Origin of the sequence: Caminibacter pacificus (genome assembly GCF_003752135.1) — a bacterium.
Taxonomy (GTDB): domain Bacteria; phylum Campylobacterota; class Campylobacteria; order Campylobacterales; family Nautiliaceae; genus Caminibacter; species Caminibacter pacificus.
Genome location: NZ_RJVK01000002.1, coordinates 265,985 through 286,426, shown reverse-complemented (window position 1 = coordinate 286,426; position 20,442 = coordinate 265,985). Strand labels below are relative to the sequence as shown.

Annotated in this window: 18 protein-coding genes; 10 read left to right on the top strand and 8 right to left on the bottom strand. The window is 31.8% G+C overall.

The window, feature by feature from the left end:
* The first annotated feature begins 14 nt into the window (after positions 1 to 14).
* Positions 15 to 596 carry an MBL fold metallo-hydrolase gene (locus EDC58_RS05220; RefSeq protein ID WP_123352455.1) on the top strand — a complete coding sequence of 194 codons (582 nt, stop codon included), beginning with the start codon at positions 15 to 17 and terminating at the stop codon, positions 594 to 596.
* A gap of 9 nt (positions 597 to 605) precedes the next feature.
* Positions 606 to 1,586, top strand: coding sequence for a GGDEF domain-containing protein (locus EDC58_RS10150; protein ID WP_123352454.1), 981 nt, complete (start codon positions 606 to 608; stop codon positions 1,584 to 1,586).
* Here the strand turns inward: EDC58_RS10150 and EDC58_RS05210 are convergent.
* Positions 1,567 to 2,133, bottom strand: coding sequence for a class I SAM-dependent DNA methyltransferase (locus tag EDC58_RS05210; protein ID WP_123352453.1), 567 nt, complete (start codon positions 2,131 to 2,133; stop codon positions 1,567 to 1,569). The two genes, EDC58_RS10150 and EDC58_RS05210, sit on opposite strands and share 20 nt — an antisense overlap.
* A gap of 95 nt (positions 2,134 to 2,228) precedes the next feature.
* On the opposite strand from EDC58_RS05210, the gene EDC58_RS05205 reads away from it, so the two are divergent.
* Genes EDC58_RS05205 through EDC58_RS05170 form a run of 8 tightly spaced genes read left to right on the top strand, consistent with a single transcriptional unit; the run spans position 2,229 to position 15,430 of the window.
* Positions 2,229 to 3,617, top strand: a complete 1,389-nt coding sequence (locus EDC58_RS05205) for a mannose-1-phosphate guanylyltransferase/mannose-6-phosphate isomerase (protein WP_123352452.1) — start codon at positions 2,229 to 2,231, stop codon at positions 3,615 to 3,617.
* Complete coding sequence (locus EDC58_RS05200; protein WP_235823180.1) at positions 3,604 to 4,317, top strand: polysaccharide lyase family 7 protein; 714 nt, start codon at positions 3,604 to 3,606, stop codon at positions 4,315 to 4,317. Before EDC58_RS05205 ends, EDC58_RS05200 begins: the two co-directional genes overlap by 14 nt.
* Before the next feature lies 1 nt (position 4,318).
* Positions 4,319 to 5,635, top strand: a complete 1,317-nt coding sequence (locus EDC58_RS05195; RefSeq protein WP_123352450.1) for a UDP-glucose dehydrogenase family protein — start codon at positions 4,319 to 4,321, stop codon at positions 5,633 to 5,635.
* 28 nt (positions 5,636 to 5,663) lie between these two features.
* Positions 5,664 to 7,181, top strand: coding sequence for a glycosyltransferase (locus EDC58_RS05190; RefSeq protein ID WP_123352449.1), 1,518 nt, complete (start codon positions 5,664 to 5,666; stop codon positions 7,179 to 7,181).
* 9 nt (positions 7,182 to 7,190) lie between these two features.
* Positions 7,191 to 8,786, top strand: coding sequence for a PilZ domain-containing protein (locus EDC58_RS05185; protein ID WP_123352448.1), 1,596 nt, complete (start codon positions 7,191 to 7,193; stop codon positions 8,784 to 8,786).
* On the top strand, positions 8,779 to 11,394 hold the full coding sequence (locus EDC58_RS05180) for a NosD domain-containing protein (RefSeq protein WP_123352447.1): 2,616 nt from the start codon (positions 8,779 to 8,781) through the stop codon (positions 11,392 to 11,394). Before EDC58_RS05185 ends, EDC58_RS05180 begins: the two co-directional genes overlap by 8 nt.
* Entirely contained in the window at positions 11,394 to 13,154 is a 1,761-nt protein-coding gene (locus EDC58_RS05175; RefSeq protein ID WP_123352446.1) for an alginate export family protein, read from the top strand. The genes EDC58_RS05180 and EDC58_RS05175 overlap by 1 nt, the downstream gene beginning before the upstream one ends.
* An 8-nt stretch (positions 13,155 to 13,162) precedes the next feature.
* Positions 13,163 to 15,430 carry a tetratricopeptide repeat protein gene (locus tag EDC58_RS05170; RefSeq protein ID WP_123352445.1) on the top strand — a complete coding sequence of 756 codons (2,268 nt, stop codon included), beginning with the start codon at positions 13,163 to 13,165 and terminating at the stop codon, positions 15,428 to 15,430.
* Here EDC58_RS05170 and mnmL read toward each other — a convergent pair.
* The 7 genes from mnmL to EDC58_RS05135 all read right to left on the bottom strand — a co-directional run bounded on the left by mnmL (position 15,427) and on the right by EDC58_RS05135 (position 20,427).
* Positions 15,427 to 16,368, bottom strand: a complete 942-nt coding sequence (mnmL, locus tag EDC58_RS05165) for a tRNA modification radical SAM protein MnmL/YtqA (protein ID WP_123352444.1) — start codon at positions 16,366 to 16,368, stop codon at positions 15,427 to 15,429. The two genes, EDC58_RS05170 and mnmL, sit on opposite strands and share 4 nt — an antisense overlap.
* 51 nt (positions 16,369 to 16,419) lie before the next feature.
* Complete coding sequence (purF, locus tag EDC58_RS05160; RefSeq protein ID WP_123352443.1) at positions 16,420 to 17,757, bottom strand: amidophosphoribosyltransferase; 1,338 nt, start codon at positions 17,755 to 17,757, stop codon at positions 16,420 to 16,422.
* 11 nt (positions 17,758 to 17,768) lie between these two features.
* The gene (gene dapB, locus EDC58_RS05155) at positions 17,769 to 18,530 is read right to left on the bottom strand and encodes a 4-hydroxy-tetrahydrodipicolinate reductase (protein WP_123352442.1); all 762 of its coding nucleotides are present in this window, start codon (positions 18,528 to 18,530) and stop codon (positions 17,769 to 17,771) included.
* Complete coding sequence (trxB, locus tag EDC58_RS05150) at positions 18,527 to 19,438, bottom strand: thioredoxin-disulfide reductase (RefSeq protein ID WP_123352441.1); 912 nt, start codon at positions 19,436 to 19,438, stop codon at positions 18,527 to 18,529. Before trxB ends, dapB begins: the two co-directional genes overlap by 4 nt.
* 1 nt (position 19,439) lies before the next feature.
* Complete coding sequence (locus tag EDC58_RS10260) at positions 19,440 to 19,670, bottom strand: hypothetical protein (protein ID WP_235823179.1); 231 nt, start codon at positions 19,668 to 19,670, stop codon at positions 19,440 to 19,442.
* A 206-nt stretch (positions 19,671 to 19,876) separates the two neighbouring features.
* Positions 19,877 to 20,200 carry a thioredoxin gene (trxA, locus tag EDC58_RS05140; protein ID WP_123352439.1) on the bottom strand — a complete coding sequence of 108 codons (324 nt, stop codon included), beginning with the start codon at positions 20,198 to 20,200 and terminating at the stop codon, positions 19,877 to 19,879.
* Between the two features lie 47 nt (positions 20,201 to 20,247).
* Positions 20,248 to 20,427, bottom strand: a complete 180-nt coding sequence (locus tag EDC58_RS05135) for a hypothetical protein (RefSeq protein ID WP_123352438.1) — start codon at positions 20,425 to 20,427, stop codon at positions 20,248 to 20,250.
* Positions 20,428 to 20,442 lie beyond the last annotated feature (15 nt).

Here is a 20,442-nt window from a genome sequence, read left to right as displayed (position 1 = left end):
TTAAAAGGAGTAAAATGGAAATTTTAGTAAAGCCTTGCGGGGAATTTTATACCAATTGTTATATCGTAGATAGAAAAATCATTATCGACCCGGGTATTGGAGCTTATGAATTTGTAAGGGAGCATGTCGATAAGCCTTTGGCTATTATCAACACTCACGGACATTTCGATCATATGTGGGATGATAAAACGATAAAAGAGATGTACGATATTCCTGTTTATATCCATAAAAATGACGCTTTTATGCTTGAAAACGACCCTTTCGGGTATAATCCTCCGAAAGTCAAGCCCGATTATCTTTTGGAAGAAGGTGATATTAAAATAGGGGATTACGATATTAAAATAAGACATTTTCCGGGGCATACTCCCGGTAGTATCACTATCGAAACAGGTGATGAAATGTTTAGCGGGGATTTTATTTTCGACGGAAGCATAGGAAGAGTCGATTTTCCGTATTCGAGTGCCGAAGATATGAAAAAATCTATTGAAAAATTTTTAAAAATTCCTTATGATAAAAGAGTATTACCGGGACACGGACCGGCTACAACGATTAAAAAGGCACAAAAGTTTTTACCGACTTGGCTTGAGTATTTATAAAGAAAGAGAATGTTTTCATTAGAAAAATTTAGAGAAGAGACTATTCATATATCTTTTTTTCTTTTTTTGTGTATTAGTATTTTTTATTTTATCGGTGCTTATTTCGGAATTTTTTTAATATATAAGCCTCTTTTGAAAGTGGAATTAATATTTGTTATTACGGATTTACTGTTTTATTTTTCTTATAAATTGAAAAAAATTACATATAAAACTTTTGCTTATATACTTACCTTTAGTATTATTTTTATGATAACACTTATTTTCTTTTTTAACAATCATGTTATATACCGGAGTTTTTGGTTTATTGCCAGTTTGCCTTTCATATATTTATATGCGGATAAAAAAATAGGAACTGCAGTAGCGATTTATTCTATCGTTTTAATGTATGTAGCTTACGAAAAAGGATTTTTTCCGATAACTTTTCAAGATTATGTCGCTTATGTTATTTCGGATTTAATGGTAGCCTCTATCAGCTGGTTTTTTATTACTCAAATGCAAACATACGAAAAAAAAGTTTTAGAAGAACAAAAAAAACTGGACGTACAGGCGAAAACCGATTATTTGACTAATGTTTTAAACAGAAGAGGATTTATGCAGGAAATTTTGGATAAAAAAGGAGTTTTAGGAGTTTTTGATTTGGATTATTTTAAAAAAATAAACGATACTTACGGGCATGAATTCGGGGATGAATATTTAAGGCATTTTGTGAAAATATTAAAAAATTCTCTTAGAAAAGATGATATTATTGGGAGATTTGGCGGAGATGAATTTGTAGTATTGTTTATCAACGCAAAAAAAGACGATTTGGATAAATGGGTTGAAGAGTTTTATAAAAGGCTCGAATTATCACCGTATAAGGGGATTAAAGTTTCCGTATCTATCGGTCTTGCAAATTATGAGGGTGATTTGCAAAAAAGTTTTAATTTAGCCGACAATGCCCTTTATATTTCCAAGAATAGAAGAAATAAGGTTACTTTTTTTGAAGAGTGATTAAAAATACGTCGAAATCTTTGTGTTTTTTTATTGTATGGATTATTTTATAATCCATTTTCCATTCGCTAAAATAGTCCTTTAGCTCATCTATAGAAAAACCGAAATGTTCAACGTCTTCGTTTCCTCTTGTGTGAAACGTTCCGTCTTCTTTTACTAAATCCGCAATAAAAACGATATTTGTTAATTCATATAATTTTTTGCTTAGTTTTTTTATATCCTTTATATGATGAATCGTCATAGAGCTTACTATTGCGTCATATTTATCATTTTCTTCAAAAATATTTTTAACAAAAGCTTTTGCGTTTAAGTTTAATTTTTTTGCTTTTTCGTTAAATTTTTCTACCATTTTCTCAGAAGTATCTATTCCTATCAGTTCTTTCGTAACATCGGCTATGTTGATACCTACAAGTCCCGTACCGCAACCGAATTCGAGTACTTTTTTGTTTTTGACAAAAGGTTTGACGTTTTGTACTACTTTTTTTGCAAGTTCTACTCTTCTTGGTAAGTCGTCCCAAGTGATAGCGTCTTTGTTGAATCTATTCATTTGGCACCTTTTATTAACATTATCATTTTTGTATCATTAATTTTGTGTTAAATTCCGAAAAGAGTTATAATTATATAAAAAAAATGGGGATGAAAATGACAAATGTTATATTGTGTGGGGGGAGCGGGACAAGACTTTGGCCTGTAAGTAGAGAAAATTTGCCGAAACAATTTTTAAAAATGTTTGATGGAAAATCTCTTTTTCAACTCACTGTTGAGAGAAATAGAAAATATAGCAATAAATTTGTTTTAGTTTCAAATGAAAATCAATATTTTATGGCTTTGGATCAATTAGATGAAATTAAGCTTGAAGATTATATCTCTATTATCGAACCTATAGGAAGAAATACCGCCGCTTCTATCGCTTTTGCGGCCTTTAGTGTCGATGAAGAAGAAGTTCTGTTCGTAACACCATCGGATCATTTGATAAAAGATGACGAACACTATGAAAAAGCTATTAAAGCAGCATATGAAGAAGCGAAAAAAGGGTATTTGATTACTTTTGGTATTACTCCTAACGCTCCTAAAACCGGATACGGATATATAAAAGTAAAAAATTGTAATAACGATATTTGTGATGTGGAGTCTTTTAAAGAAAAGCCGGATGAAAAGACGGCTAAAAAGTATCTTGAAGAAGGTAATTATTATTGGAATAGCGGAATGTTTATGTTTAAAGCGGGAGTATATTTGAATGAACTTAAAAAATATGCTCCGGATATTTATGAAGCGGTTAAAAATGCGTGTAAACATATTAAAAAACGCGATTTTATGAGAATTAAAAAAGAGGATATGCTTGAGATTAGAGACGAGAGTATAGATTATGCCGTAATGGAACATAGTAAAAAAATTAAAATGGTAAAATCGGATATCGATTGGAAAGACGTAGGAGACTTTGACGCTTTATACGAAGTTTTACCAAAAGATGAAAACGGAAATACTAAAAATGAAAAACTATTAGCATTAAATTCTAAAAATAACTTGGTTTTCGGAAGATATAAAAAACAAATTGCGATAAACGATATAGACGATATGATAATAGTTGATACTCCTACCGCTTTATTAGTAACAAAAAGAGGTAACGGGCAAAAAGTAAAAGATATTGTAAAAGTTTTGAAAAAAATCAATCCCGAAGTTGTAAAATTCGGAAGAACGGTTTATAGACCTTGGGGTAAATACATAAATCTAGAAGACGCACCGAATTTTAAAGTAAAAATTATTACGGTAAATCCGGGTAAAAGACTCTCGTTACAAAAACATTTTCATAGAAGCGAACACTGGGTGGTAGTAAGCGGAATTGCTGAAGTTACTATTGGAGATAAAACATTTCTTTTAAGACCGAACGAATCCACTTATATTCCGATAGGGGAAATTCACAGACTTGCAAATCCGGGCAAAATACCTCTTGAAATAATCGAAGTGCAAGTGGGTGAATATTTAAGTGAAGACGATATAGTAAGAATCGAGGATGATTATGGCAGAATTTAAGAAGGTAATTTTTTTCTTTTTTACAACGTTGTTATTAGCTCACGATTCTCCGTATTCTTTGGATAAGTTTAAACCGGTCCTTGAAATTTCCAAACTTCAAGCGCCCAAGAGTTCTTTCAACCCTTTATATAGTAGAAAATACGGGGATTTTGCAGATTATTCAAATAAGTATTTTTATCTGCAAGATAGAAAATATATGGTTTTTTATATGTGTGGTAATCATAATAGAAGCGAGCTTAGGTTTAAAAACATATGGAAAGTAGGCACTGAAAATAAAAAAGAAATGGAAGCGGAAGTTAAACTTTTTCCGCTTGATGAAAAAAAAGAGTTTACTTTTTTACAAATACATGCGGATAGTACTTTAAAAAATATGCCTACTATAAACAAACCTCTTTTAAGAGTGGTTTGGTATAAAAAGCTAAAAGGAAAAAGGAGCCATATTTGGGCGATAATAAGATTGGGGGACGATATTTTCAGTCGCTATCAAAAGATTGATTTGGGAGTTATGCCAAAATCGTTTTTTGATGTTAAAATATCGGTTTATAAAAATGTCTTGAAGATTTTTGTTAACGGTGTGGAAAAGGTGAATATGGATGTCGGTTATTGGGGGAAATATTACAACTATTTTAAAGCCGGCGTCTATTTGCAAGACGATGGTTGTGCAAAAGTATTATTTAAAAAATTAACCGTAAAGGATTAACATGAGAATATCAGTAGTGGGACTTGGGTATGTCGGTGCCGTATGTAGCGCAGCGTTAGCTAACGAAGGGCATCAAGTTATCGGTATGGATATCGATAAAACGAAAGTGGAATTAATTAACGAAGGAAAATCTCCTATAGTGGAAAAAGACCTTGACGTTTTAATTGAAAAAAACGTAAAAGAAGGTAGACTTAGAGCTACAACCAATCTTAAAGAAGCTATCGAAAATAGTGATATTACTTTTATTGCTGTAGGTACTCCTTCAAGAGAAAACGGAAGTATCGATTTAAAATATATCAAAGAAGCGGCAAAATCAATAGGTGAAGTCTTAAAAGATAAAAAAGATTTTCATATCGTAGTTATGAGAAGCACCGTTTTACCTGGTACGGGAAAAGGTGTTGTAATTCCGATTATTGAAGAAAATTCAGGTAAAAAAGTAGGTGTTGATTTTGGATATGCTTCAAATCCTGAATTTTTAAGAGAAAGTACGGCAATTTGGGACTTTTATCATCCTCCAAAAACAGTTATCGGTGCAAGTGACGAAAAAACTGCAAATACTTTGGAAGAGTTGTACTCTTTTATAGATACAAACGAAGCACCTCTTTTCAAAACGGAAATAGAAACTGCGGAAATGGTTAAATATGCTGATAATTCTTGGCATGCCGTAAAAGTTACTTTCGGTAACGAAATAGGTATGATTTGTTCAAGACTCGGAATTGATTCTCATAAAGTGATGAAAATCTTTTGTGCCGATAGAAAGCTTAATATTTCTTGTTATTATTTAACTCCGGGATTTGCGTTCGGAGGTAGTTGTTTACCAAAAGATGTTAAGGCTTTAACTTATAAAGCTAAAGAAGTTGATGAAAAAACACCTCTTTTAAACTCTTTAATGGAAAGTAACGAATATCAAATTAAAAGAGTTTTTAATCATTTTATTAAACCTTTAAGAAAGAAAAAAGTCGGTATTTTAGGTCTTAGTTTTAAAGCCGGAACCGATGATTTAAGAGAATCTCCGATACTTGAGCTTACTGAGACATTGATTGGTAAAGGATATTTTGTTAAAATTTTTGACGAAAATGTAGTTAAAGCAAGAGAAGAGGGGGCTGCAAAAGAATTTTTAGAAACCGAACTTCATCATATCAATGAAAGACTCACCGATAATCTCCAAGAAGTAATTGATAGCTCAGAAATTTTAGTAATTGGAAATAAAGATAACCGATTTAAAGGATTAGCTGATAAATATAAAGATAAAATTATTATCGACGTAGCAGCAATCGAGGATAGAATATCACAAGGGAACTATTTTAGAATAGTTTAAAAAATAAGGGGAAAAGGATGAAAAAAGGGTGAAAACGTTTCTTTTTTTTCTGATTTATATCCTTGTTGTCGTAATTCTCGGTTTTCTTATTCCTTATAAGGAATTCGATCCTTATGCCAGACAGTTAATTTTCTTTTTGGGTCTGGTGGGGATTTGGAGATATTCTTGGTTTTTCTTGAATATTACTCGTTCTTTAATCTATAGAAAGATTAAATTTAAGAGAATAAGAAAAGAGGAACAACAGGCAGGAAGTGAAATAGATCCGGAACATGTATTTATTTTGATTACTACGTTTAGAATCGGTACGAGTGTTTCAGTTGAAGTTTACAGAGCTGCTATTCAAGAGGCTATCAATTGCGGATATGATGTTACGCTGATTGCATCTATTGTTGAAATGTCTGAAGAGAGACTTGTTAGAAAAATATTTTTAGAGATGAATCCGCCTGAGAGGGTCAAACCCGTAATCACAAGAATTAAAGGTACCGGAAAAAGAGACGGTCTTGCGGTAGGATTTAGAGTAGTGGCAAACGCTCCTGTCAATCTTTATAAATCCGTAGTTGCCGTTGTTGATGGGGATTCTATTTTAGGTGAAGGAGTTATTAAAAAATCTGCAAGATTATTCGGCTTAAACGATAATTTAGGGGCTTTAACTACGGATGAAGACGCAAGACTTGACGGAAAAGATAGAGCGACTAATATTTACAGAAGATGGTATAGGTTAAGATTTGCTCAAAGAAACGTTACAATGGGGTCTCTTGCTCTTTCCAATAGAGTTTTGACATTAACGGGTCGTATGTCTATGATAAGAGCAAATATCGTAGCCGATAGAGAGTTTGTAAATACTGTACAAAACGATTATATCGAACATTGGAGACTCGGAAGATTTAAGTTCTTAACGGGTGATGATAAGTCGAGTTGGTATTATGTTATTAAAAACGGTTGGGATATGCTTTATGTACCGGATGTAATAGTTTATACGATTGAAGAAATTCCTCATAAAAATTATTTTATCGGTTCTATAATGCTTATGCAAAGATGGTTTGGTAACCAATATAGGACAAACGAAAGGGCTCTTAAAATACCGAGAAAAATACTTGGATGGTATGCATGGTACGCTCTTTGGGATCAACGATTTACAATGTGGACTTCACCTTATGGATTATTTATAGCGATATTTGGGTCGATACATTGGGGAGCGTATATTTTTGCGGCTTATATTTGGTGGGTAATGTTAAGTAGATTATTAATGACATTTGCTTACCGAACTTCCAGAAAAGATATTTTACCGAGTTGGCCGTTTTTCTTATATTACAATCAGATAGTTGGTTCATTTGTAAAAATTTATATTTGGAATCATTTATATAAACAGTCTTGGACCAGACAAAAAACGAAACTTGCGGCAGGTAGCAGATTTATTGCATGGTATCAAAGGTTTAGTTCGAATACCATGCTTTTATTGCAGTTGTTGTTTTTCATTATTATTATTAATTTTTTAGTTCAAAACATCAATTTTGATGATCTTTGGGCATATTTAAACTGGTTATAGGAGAAAGTTATGGCACAATATACGGATAAAGCAAAACAGATAGTTCATGAAGCGGAAATAACGAGACAGCATGCAAGATATAAAATTCCGGCAACTATAGAAATAGAAGGTAAAAAATATAAAGTTTACGATTGGTCTGTTTCTGGGGTGGGAATTATAGGACTTCCGGATGAAATTTATAATAAAAAACATGTGGTTGCAAAAATGATATTTAAATTCGATGACTTCGAAACCGTTATTGATAACCTGCATTTGGAATTCGTATCTAAAAGACCTGATGGGGTAGTCGGAGCAAGATTTACAGAGCTTACTCCTCAGCAAATAGCGATTTTAAACCAAATTATTTCTGCATATTTAGCTGGTGATATTGTTACTGAAGATGATATTATCCATGCGGTAACTCGTGCTAATTTTATGGAAAAGAAAGAAACCAAACCGAAAGTCGATAAGAAAAAATCAATTTTGGTCTTATTACTTTTATGGTTTTTCGTAATAGTTTTAATATTATTTTTACTTTTCGTAATGTACCAAAGAATTTATATCGTAAAAAGTGAAAACGCATTTTTTGATGCCAATATGACAATTATTAGAGCACCATCTCCTTCATATATAGAGTTTGCAAAAGATTTTAAAGTAAATCAAGAAGTAAATACGAGCGAAGTGTTGATGTATGCTCATATTATGTACGGAGGTGTGAAAGTTGTAAAATCACCTCTTAACGGAACGATTTTTAAAATTATGATTCATAACGGAGATTTCAGAAATGTGGGTGAGCCTGTTTTTGCCGTCCTTGAAAAAAATTATGAAATTTATATAGTTGCAAACGTTTTACATAAAGATTTGGTGAAAATAAGAATCGGAGATATTGCGAAAGTTCAACTTCCTAACGGTGATAGATTTTATGCAAGAGTTTCAAAAATAGAGTTTCCTTATAACGTTGTAGAAGAACACGCAAGACCGCTTGAAAATATTTATAACCAGGCAAGAAATTACGATAAAGTAATTTTAAAACCAATTAATTACAAACCTTCTACGGATTTAATAAGTACAAGTGCCGTTATTACTATCGATACTTTGTTAAATAAATACGACTGGTATTCAATCAAAGAAGAAAAACAAACTTCAAGTGAGCCTGAAAAAAAGCAAGTAACTGAATCTCAAAATCAAGACGAACAGGCTCAAGAAAATTTTAAAGCTGATGACAATAACGCAAATGAAATTAACAATGAGATTCAGAAAGAAAAAAACGTTCAAGAAACTACAAATAATGAAAAAACTCTAACAGAAGAAACAAAAGAAAAAGAAGTTGCAGAAGTACAAACTAATAATGAACCCCAAACACAACAAGAAACACAAGAAGTTGTGTATGAAAATAAGTATTGCATAATTGCGGCTTCATCTCCTAGACCGTTTAACGATAGAAAATCAAAAGAGTTTTTAAATAAATTTACCAATGCAAAAGTAGTAAAGGTCGGAAAAATTTATGAGATTAAAATTGAATCGTTTGATTCTTATAAACAAGCAAAAAGTTATGTTTTAAATAATGTAAAAAAATATTATAAAGATGCTTTTATCATCAAATGTAAAGTGAAAAAGAATGACTAAAAAGTTATTTGTTTTATTAACAGCGGTTATAACGCTTTATGCGGGTAAATGTTATTCCATATTGACACAAACAGGACTTTTTACTCCTGTTTATCCGTATAACTTTAGAGATAATCCTAATTTTAGAGAAGTTAAATGTAATTTATTGGATGATAGAATTGTTTGGGATAATAATCTTTCTTATGTAGGATGTTACAAAACATATAAAGAAGCAAATTATACACTACACCATTTAAAGTTTAATTTCGTAACTCCTAAAATTGTTGAACACAATGTAACTTTTAAAGACCAATATGTAATTTTCCCTACAACTTCAACGGTAAAACCTAAAAATGTCAATAAAATAATCTCTAAATTTAAACCCCAAATATTAGAAAAAAACTTTCCTACTAAATTTTACGGTAATGGAATCGATTTTATTGATATTACGAAAATCACTTTTATGCCTACCGTAAACTTGTATGATTTTTATAGATTTTATAGAAAGCATAATCTTTCTACAAAAGTAATGGTGCTTTATAACGGTGTTTATTCAATTGATTATCTTTATCAGAAAATACATAATCCTAGTATCTTAAAAAAGATTGACGATAAAACTTATATTTTAAAAGTTCCGCTATATATTTCTCCTACCGCTAAATTGGTAGTGAATAATAAAACCCTTCTTTTAGAAACTACCCCGAAACCTGTTTTTATCATGTATCATGGTGATATTTACGCAAAAAATTCTAAATTTATAACGTGGAATTTAAAAGATAATAATTACGATAAAAGAGAACATATACCTGAAGAAGAGTTGTTATTAATAGGACTTCAAAAACCTAGACCATATTTTATCGGACTTACCGGTTCAAAAACGTATTTTATAAATAACTATTTTAAAGGATTGGGATTTCATTCAACTTCGGCTACTTTCGGAATAGCTTTGTTACATTTTCCTAAAGATTTAATCGTAAATAAATACAATTTATTCACTTTTTTAAATCAAAGAGGATTACCAAAAGGATATTACATAGGTAATACAATGGTTGATAATATGATGGGATTTTATTGTTCCGAAGCCAAAAATACGGCAATAATTGGAAATTTGATGTATGATAATTTGATTTATAATATTGACCCTCATGATTATTCCGAAGGTTTGATTATTGCGAGAAATATTACCGCTAAAGCAAAACATGCTCATGGAATTGTTATTTCAAGACAAGTAAATCATACTATTATCGCTCAAAATTTTTCTTTCAATAACCATTCGGCCGGAATTATGCTAGATAGATTATCAAATTATAATTATATTTTTGATAATCTATCGGCTATTAATGGTTATATGGGAGTTTCCATACAAGAAAGTGATGATGTTCTTGTTTATAAAAATTATTTAATCGGTAATAAAATAGACGGAATAATTATCAGAAACTCTTTAAGAATCAGTGTTCTTGATAATTATATAGCATACAATGCAAAAAACGGAGTTGAAGTTTTAACGAAAAATATTGACGGTATGATTTATAGAAATTTTGCTAGGGATCCTTATCATAAAGCAACTGCGGCTGTTGTGGAAGATAACAAAATAATCGATAATATTTTTTATAGTATTGTAGTTAAGAATAATGCCGCTGTTTATCTAAAAGATAATGAATTAAGAAATAAATATTATCCGAATTTCGGTGGGGATTTAAATATATTTACCTCTAAAATCGATAAAAATCACGGTAAGTTTAAATTATATGGAATAGGAAATCCTTTTAGAGCGAGAAGTATTGATGAAATCAGGATGAGTAAAAAAGTTGTTGATGAAGCGAGAAAAATATTTATTGACGCTTCGTGTAATAACGATTTTGTTTCTGAAATGTTAGGAAAATTATATGTTTCAAAATATAAAAATCAGTATATGGCTCAAAAAGAATATATTAGAGGTATTTCTCAATTATATCCTAACGATATGAGTTCGTATGGATATTTTCTTTTATCAAAAGCAAATACTAAAAAAGAGTATATAAACGCAATAAGTTATATCGCTCAAAGTATTATTTTTGGAAATAGTAGAGCTAAAATTGATATTTCTCAAATTCCTTATGTCGTGCCTGTAGATAAAAACGATATAAATAAAGCCTTTGAAATTGCTTTAAATAGATTAAAAAATTATAAAGTTGTTGATGATATTTACAGTTCGGCTTGTAAAATTGATGATAGAAAAAAAGCTAAGATCGAGAGTGCTTGGAAAATTTTTAATTATAAATTTAAACATTCGGGTGCTAAAGATTATTTTGAATATTGCAGTTTACCTTTGAAGGATTTTACTATTTTTACTCCTAAAATTATAAAAAAGATACATTATATTTTTGCAAAGGCGAATGAACCTAAAAAAGCGTATTACCGAAAATTATTAAAAGAAAATCAGTTAATAAAAGATTCGCCGGATTGCAAGCTTGTATCTATTAGACTAAAAAGGATTAGGGATAGTTTAGATCAATATTATCAAACCGAAAGAAGTAAAATGATAAAAGTTTTAAATCCTTATATCGATCAATATTTGAAATTAATAAACGAATATAGACTTCACAAAGTTTCCAAAAAACAAATTCACGAATTAATGCAGGAGAATTGATGAAAAAGGTAATTTTAATATTAATCATTTCTCTTTTTGCTTTTGCAAAAGAGTATTCTATTATTGCATTTAGTACTAAGACATTTGATAAAAAAGCGGCTCAAAAATTTATTAAGCGTTTTCCAAACGGAATTGTTAAACAATATACGAGATTCGTGGAATATAAAATAGAACCGTTCAAAAGCTATAAAGCAGCAAAAGAGTATCTTAAAAAAGTAAAAAAATATTATAAATATCCGTTAATTATCCCTTATAATCCTAATTTGGGTATTGTTTTGTATCCTAAAAATAAAGAACATTTCGTAAAAGTTGTAAAGCCTAAAAATAAATTATCCGCAAGTTATATAACTCCTGTTGCTATCAAAAAAAAGAATAATTGGCTTATATATTGCAAAGGTGAATGCGGATGTAATACGAAAAAAAATTATTCGTGGGAAGTAAATAAAACAAAAGTTTTAAGTTCTATACATATTGAAGTTAAAGACTATTTAAAAAATGAAAATAATATATCATTAAAAGTAGTAAAAGTAACGTCAGAAAATAATAACAGCTCTACTCAAAAAAATAATAATATTTTTACATGTAAATATCCATCCGTTTCAAATTATATTTTTTATTGGGATGTATATGGTAACTTATATCAAGGACAAAAATACACTTCAAGGCTTTATGGAGATAGTGAAAATATAAAACTTGGGATTATATATGAAAAATTCTTTTGGAATAATTGGAAATTTTTTACTGATGACAGAATTATTCTTTCCAGAAAAAATTCAAGTGGAGATGTCTCTTTTGACGCTTATTTAGATATAAATGAACTTTATATTAGAAGTTATTGTTTAAATTGCGATATGGCGAATATCTTAATCGGTCGTAAAAAAACAAAAGATTTTAGGTCTTGGTGGTATGATGCGCCTCTTGATGAGATAATGGTGTTTAATGAAAACAATCTTTTAACTTATCAGTTGATTGCAGCCACAAGGATAAATAACGAAACGATTACGGATGATAACTCTCCAAAATCAAAATTAAAACATTCGAGTTTTTTTATTTTACATACGAATTATGAATATTATTACAGAAAAAACGTAGGTTTTTATTATATTTACGAGCATTCAAAACCTAATGACGGGTATATTAAAAATAGAAAACTATCGTTTTTGGGTGTGGACTTAAACGGATTTGAAAAAAATCTATTTTATTGGCTAAATGTTGGATATAGCGGCGGTAAAATAAATAAATATACCAAAACCAACAGAAGTGACGGGTATGGTTTTGATATCGGCTTTAGAGCTCCGTATTCACAAAAACTTTCATATGCGGCAAGTTATGCTTTCGGTAGCGGAAGTCACTATTTTACTCAGCCGTATATTGCAACGAACAACTCCGATTATCTAAATAAAAGTTTTTCGTTTAGATACTACGGAAACGTTTTAAATCCTGTACTTGAAAATTTACATATTATTTCTTTATACGGAATATATGACTTTAATCCGAAAGCCGCACTAATCGCTTCATTGCATAATTATCGTCAAGACGTTAAGAAAAAAGTTCAATTCAATACTAAGTATTTTTATCCTACTAACGGAAAAAGCAAAGATATCGGAAATGAAATCGACTTGGTATATCAATATAACACAACCAAAAAACAAAAATTAAAAATCGGAGCCGGGTATTTCTTAGGCGGAGATGCTTTCAATTATTTGAGTGAAAAAAACGCATACAGAATTTTTGTTAATTATAGATATTATTGGAAATAGGGGAAAAGATGAGAGTATTTGGATTAATAGCCGGTGTATCGCTTATTTTTTTTGTCGGCTGTGCGGACAAAAGAATTGCAAGCAATTACTATAAAAGCAAAAATTATGAAAAAGCTTATGAGGAATATTATAAATTTGCAAAAAGAGGTTTTCCTGACGCAGCCGATAAAGTTGCAAGGTTAATTTATTTCAATAAAGTAAACAAACCGCCTTATATAGAGAGGAAATATGCTCTTATAGCATATAAAAACGGCTACAATGATGCGGCTTTGTATGTTGCCGATTCTTATTTTAGAGAAAAAAATTATAAAGAAGCTTTGAAATGGTATGACAAAGTATCTTTTGATAAATTCAGAATAAGAGATTTCGAAAATTATCTGACTTGTGTCGAGAGTCTTGATAATATCAAAGAAAAAGTTGCCTATCTGGATAAATTAAACGCTTACGCACAAAAATCCGACAATCCGAAACTTCAAACTATTTTAGGAAAATATTATTTACAAGAGTCACCTTTTTATAATCCTCAAAGAGCTGAAAAATTATTACAAAAAGCATACGATAAAGGCTATTATCAAGCAGGAGTTGTGCTTGGTATTTTTTATATTAAAAATGGAAAAAAACAAGAAGGTTATGAGATTTTAAAAGATGTCGCATATAAAGATAAAAGAGCGGCGTATTATCTTGGTAACTATCTATATGATGAAATGATTACAAAAGAAAAACTTTTAAATAGCGGATGTATTACTTGCGGGTTTGATACTCCGGAAGATTTTTTCGTAAAAAAACTTACGATTTATAAGTATAACGACCTGTTTACAAGAAAAAATGTAAAAAAAGCTTATGATATTTCTTATAAACTCGGAAATAAAAAAGCATTATATCAGCTCATAAGGCTTGATATTGAAGATAATACTTTCGAACTTACTCCTGAAACCTATAGCGGATTTGATTTAAAAGGAGCGGTTTCATATTTAAAATCTAAAAATGACGTCGAATCTAAATTGATACTTGCAAAAATATATGAAAAATATCTTTATCTGAACTCATATAAAAAAGCTAAAGAAATTTATAAATGGTATGAAAAAATCAATAAACTTCAAGCCGACTGGCATCTTTATCAATATGAAAAAAGATTTGAAAACAGGGTGGATTTGGAACTTTTAAGTTATTTGGTAGAGAAAAAATTCGTACCGGCAATTGTGGAAATGGCATATCAAATGTCAATTCAAAATAAAGATATACAAAACAATAAAAAAGTGCTTGAATATTATGCTAATCAAGGCAATATTTTGGCTTTAAATTATCTTGGAAGTTTGTATTCAAGAGAAATTTTAACGCCTAAAACAAAAAGCATAGATTATTACAAGCAAGCCTGTATTTTAGAGAAAAAGCCTTTTTATATTCCGAGTGAAGACTTAAAAATTGCAAACTATGATAACGACGTATTAAAAAACGAAAATAAAGCTTTAACTATCAATTATTATTACGCTCAAATGAAAAACAGACAAGCACAGCTTTATATTTCTAAGTTCTATAAAAATCATTGTAATTACGATAAATTAAAAACATGGCTCGATACTCTTGTAAAAGAAGCGGATAAAAAAGGAGAGGCGTTATATTATACTTCTGTTCTTGAGAGATATATTGACGGAGATTATAAAAAAGCTTTAAATGCATTGGAAAAAGACGACTCACTTCAATCGGATTTGGTACTTGCAAGAGTGTATGCTAACGGCTGGTATGTTGATTTTGACCCTAAAAAAGCTGAAGAGTATTACCAAAAAGCTATAAACAAAGGCTATAAGCCGGCTATTTTAAATATTGCCGCTTTATATGAAAAAATAAACGTAAACGGAAAATATAATAATAAAATCGTCTCTCTTTATAATGAAGCGATTAATGCCGGATTAAAAAATGCGAAAATCAAACTTGCGAAATTTTATATTTCACAAAACGAAAAACAAAAAGCTTTGAGAATTTTAAAAAGTATGCCTAACAATCCGAAAGCAAGTTATTTATTGTATCTATTGACCGGAAATCTCAGATATGTAAAAAACGGCGATACCAATTACGGATATCTGCTTCTTGCAAAAGCTGAAGTTTATTCGAAAAAAGCTCCAAGAAGAGCATTATATTACGCTTTTAGAGCAATGTTATGTAATACTCCGAAAACTCCGAAAGTTGCTATTGAGCTTATGAAGAGGATAAATAACGCAAGAGTTATCGATTCAATTTACAAAAGAGCAAAAAGAGCTCCGAAATGTTATTTAAACTAAAGCCTTATTCCCGCTTTTTTTAAGGCTTTGTGAATATGACTCATTTGTGAAGATTTATATTTACACCACTCAGGAGCAAGTAGATTCTCGGTACCTGCAGTCATTCTTTGGATAGATATATTTTCAGGCAGCATTTTTATAGATTTTACGAGTGTATCGATATACTCTTCTTCAGTTATAGGAGTGAAGTTTCCTTTTTTGTATTCAAGAGCTAAAAGTGTATTTTCCGTAACGTATAAAGGATGAAATTTAATCGAATCGATATTGAGTTTTATGGAGTCTTCTACGCTTTTTAGCATATCTTTTTGTGTTTCTCCCGGGAATCCGAAAATAAGATGACCGCAAACGTTAAGTCCCAATTTTTTGGTTTTTGTGATAGTTTCTACTACGTTTTGAAAATCATGTCCTCTATTAATTTTTTTTAGAGTTTCGTCGTTACTTGTTTGGATACCGTATTCAACCCAAACTTCGTATTTTTCACTAAGTTTTTTAAGATATTCCAATGTTTCATCAGTTATCGAGTCCGTTCTTGTGCCTACACTTATTCCGATTACATCAGGAAAAGAGAGTGCTTTTTCGTATAAAGCTTTTAAGGTTTCAAAAGGTGCGTATGTGTTTGTAAAGCTTTGAAAATATACAATAAATTTTTTTGCGTTGTAATATTTTTTTAAAGAAGGTACGGTGTTAAAAAATTGAAATTCTAAAGATTTCAGCTGTTTTTCAAGCAGAGGATTTTCTTGAGATTGCAAATTTAGAGTAAATTTTTCTTTTGTGAAGTTGGGTGAAAAACTTTCGTTTTCACAAAAAACACAGCCTCCTCTTGCTACCGTCCCGTCAATATTAGGACAAGTAAATCCCGGTATTGAAATAGGGACTTTTTTTACATTCGTTTTGAATTTCTTTTTTAAATATTTACCAAAAGTGTAAAGTCTTTTCATCGCACCTTCTTTTTGGGGAGAATATAACAAAAAAGAGAAAAAAAGTCCAGATTATAGGATAGGATATTCGCCGTCGAAACACGCAAAGCAGTAGTTTTCTTTTTTGTCTTTTACCGCTCTTACCATTCCCTCAATTGATAGATAAGCTAAAGAGTCGGCTTCGATATATTTACAAATCTCATTAACGCTCATTTTGCTTGCGATAAGCTCTTCTTTTGTAGGAGTATCAACCCCATAGTAACATGGTCCTGTAGTCGCAGGCGAAGCGATTCTCATATGCACTTCTTTAGCTCCCGCTTCTTTTAGCATTCTTACAATTCTTCTACTTGTCGTACCTCTTACGATACTGTCATCGATAACTACAAGCTTTTTGCCTTCGATTTTGTGTTTTATCGGAGAGAGTTTCATTTTTACTTTTAAATCTCTTATCTCTTGAGTAGGCTCGATAAACGTTCTTCCAACATAATGATTTCTCATAATTGCCATTTCAAACGGAATTTGGCTCTCTTGCGAATATCCGAGCGCAGCAGCAACACCGCTATCAGGTACGGGTACTACCATATCGGCATCTACCGGAAGCTCTTTTGCAAGCTCTCTTCCCATCTGTTTTCTTATGCTATATACGTTTTTGCCAAAAACGTTACTATCCGGTCTTGCAAAGTAGATATATTCGAAAATACATTGTTTAGGAGTAGGTTCGAAAATCATTTCGCTTTTTATTTCGTCGTTTTCAAAAATTACCATTTCACCAGGTTTGATGTCTCTGACATATTCAGCGCCTACAAGTTCAAAAGCGCATGTTTCGCTGGCTACTATGTAACCTCCCGATTTGATTTTTCCAAGTGATAGCGGTCTGAATCCGAACGGGTCTCTTATAGCAAACATTTTACTTCTACTAAGAATAATCAAAGAAAAAGCGCCTTTTATTTTTTTAACGGCATCGATAATTCTCTCTTTTAGAGTGTTTTTTTCATAGTTTTTGGCTATTAAGTGAATAAGGTTTTCCGTATCCATATTTGATTGGAAAATCGCGCCTCTTTTAATCAAATCTTCTCTTATTTCTCTTGCGTTTACTAAGTTTCCGTTATGAACTATCGAAATTTCACCAAGTCCGTATCTTGCAAAAACAGGCTGAGCGTCAAGAATGGAATCATCTCCCGCAGTCGAATATCTCGTATGACCTATTGCCATATGTCCTTTTAGGATTTTAAAATGCTCTTCTTTGAAAATTTGAGTTACCAATCCTCTGTCTTTTATCGTATGGATATGACTTCCGTCACTGCTACTGATACCGGCCGCTTCTTGACCTCTGTGTTGCATTGCAAAAAGAGAATAAAAAGCCAATTTGCTTGCGTTTTCGTTTCCGTAAATTCCTACTACTGAACACATAATTTTTTCCTTTATATTCCTAATGCGTCGTTAATTGAATAAAGTCCCGGATTTTGATTTACAATCCATTTCGCTACTTTTAAAGCTCCTCTTGCGAATGTTTCTCTGCTTGTAGCCGTATGGTTTAGCTCTAAGAATTCTCCGTCGTTGTAAAATCCTACGGTATGTCTTCCCACTACGTCACCGCCTCTTACGGCAAATACTCCGATTTCATCTTTTGTTCTTGCTCCGACGTGTCCGCTTCTGCCCGTAACCATTACGTCTTTAAGCTCAAGTCCTCTGGCTTTTGCACAACTCTCGGCAAGAGTCAAAGCCGTACCGCTTGGCGCGTCCACTTTATATCTGTGGTGTTGTTCTACTATTTCTATATCGAAATCTCTAAGTTTTTCGCTTACCATCGCTACGAGTTTATTTAAAATAGCCACTCCCAAACTCATGTTCGTAGCGTATAAAATCGGCATTTTTTTACTTGCTTCAATCATTAGATTTTTTTGATGATTATTTAGACCTGTTGTGGCTATTACAAGCGGTGTCGGGTTTTCAAGTGCCGCTTCAAGAAGTTTTTGAGTCGCTATCGGAGCTGAAAAATCAATTACGACGTCGCTATTTTCAAGAAGCGTTTTTGCGTCGTTAGTGATAATCGTTTCGCTCGGGAATTCTATAGTTTGTTCGCCTTCGAACATTACAGCTCCGATTTTTTCGTTTTCGTTTTTCAAAATATTTACAAGAAGCGTTCCGACTCTACCTGTAGCACCTACGATTCCGTATTTCATAGTTCTTCCTTTTCTATATATTTTAATGCGTTGATTGCCGCTGTCGCTCCGTCACCTGCTGCGGCGACTACTTGTTTTACGCTGTCTTCTCTAATATCTCCCGCGGCATAAAGGCCTTTTTGGGATGTTTCCATTTTAAGATTTACTTTTACTTCTCCCCATTCGTTTAACTCTACCAAATCTTTAACAAGTTCGTTATTGACTTTCATACCGACAAATACAAAAACTCCGTCAACTTTCAGTTCTTTTTCTTCGCCGTTTAAGTTTAGAATTATACCTTCTACAAACTGATTTCCAAATACTTTTTTAACGGTTGCGTTAAAAATTATTTCGATATTTTCCGTTTCGAATATTTTTTTTTGAGTAACGGGAGCGGCTCTGAATTTATCGCGTCTGTGGATGAGATATACTTTTTTTGCAATTTTGCTGAGATATAGGGCTTCTTCAAGAGCCGTATCACCTCCTCCTATAACCGCAACTATTTTATCTTTATAAAAAAATCCGTCGCAAACCGCACAATAGCTTACTCCTTTTCCGGTATATTCGATTTCTCCTTCAAACCCCGCTTTTTTAGGAGTAGAACCTGTTGCTATTATTAAGGTTTTGGACTTATATTCGTTTTTTGGAGTTTTTACGATAAAGTGAGAATTTTCTTTTTGAATTTTAACGGCTTCTTCGCTTTTTATTTCACAACCGAATTTTTGCGCTTGAGCGGGCCAGCACATCATAAGCTCAAGACCGCTTTTAACATCGCAAACACCCGGGTAGTTTTCTATTTCGCTGCTTAGAGTAATTTGGCCTCCGGGAGTCAGTTTTTCAAGTAGTAATGTTTTAGCACCCAAACGACTTGCGTATAATCCGGCGGTCAGTCCCGCAGGTCCTCCACCGATGATGATTACATCATACATTTTAATCCTTTAACACTTCAAGAGGTGAATCTTGTTTATATAATTTTTTATTGTATCTTTTTATTTTGACAACAACCGGTACTTCATAAATATTCAGGTATTGTATTATTTTAATTATAGTATTTATTCCGGCTGTTGTATAGATTACGCCCGGAATTTTTTTTCTTTGCTGAAAAATATCTACTGCTAAAATCGGTGCGTCTTTTGGAATCTCTTTTTTTAGTTTTTCCAAATCGGACATTTTCGAACTGAAAAGAAGTAGATAATACTCATCATTTTTCGGCTCGAAAATGTCCGTTTTTTCATAAAGGACTATTTTATTAAAGTCAATAAATTTATATGTTGAGAATTTGTAGTTGTAATAAAAGAAAAAAGCAGCTACAAGTAATGCCCCGAAAAAGGAGCTGAATGTGTAGAAAAGTTTATTTTTAAAGATTATTATTCTCCAAGTAGTGCGTTAATTTTTTCTTCATAGAAGTTTTTAGGTGCCGCACCGATCATTGAATCGGCAAGTTGACCGTCTTTAAAGAATAGTACCGTAGGAATACTTCTGATTCCGAATTGCATTGCAAGTTCTTGTTGTTCGTCAGTGTTTACTTTTCCTACTACTACGCCTTTATCTTTGTATTCTTCCGCAAGCTCTTCGATAATAGGTGCAATCATTCTACAAGGTCCGCACCAAGGCGCCCAGAAGTCTACTACTGCAACTTTCGCGTTTTTTACCGTATCGGCAAAGTTTTGTGCTGTAATTTCTAATGCCATTATATCTCCTTAATTTTTTTCTATATTATACATAAAAAAAGACAAATTTACTCATTTACTGCCGCAGTTTTTTTGAATTTGAGTGATAACACCACAAATCTAAAAAATTGCCAAATGATACATCTTCTTTTCCATTGTTCAAACGGAGTAGGGTACATACCGAAATTCCAATCGGTATAAGCTCTCTCACTCCAAGGAATTTTGATTTTATGTTGTTTCGTATCCATTTTATCTCCTTTATA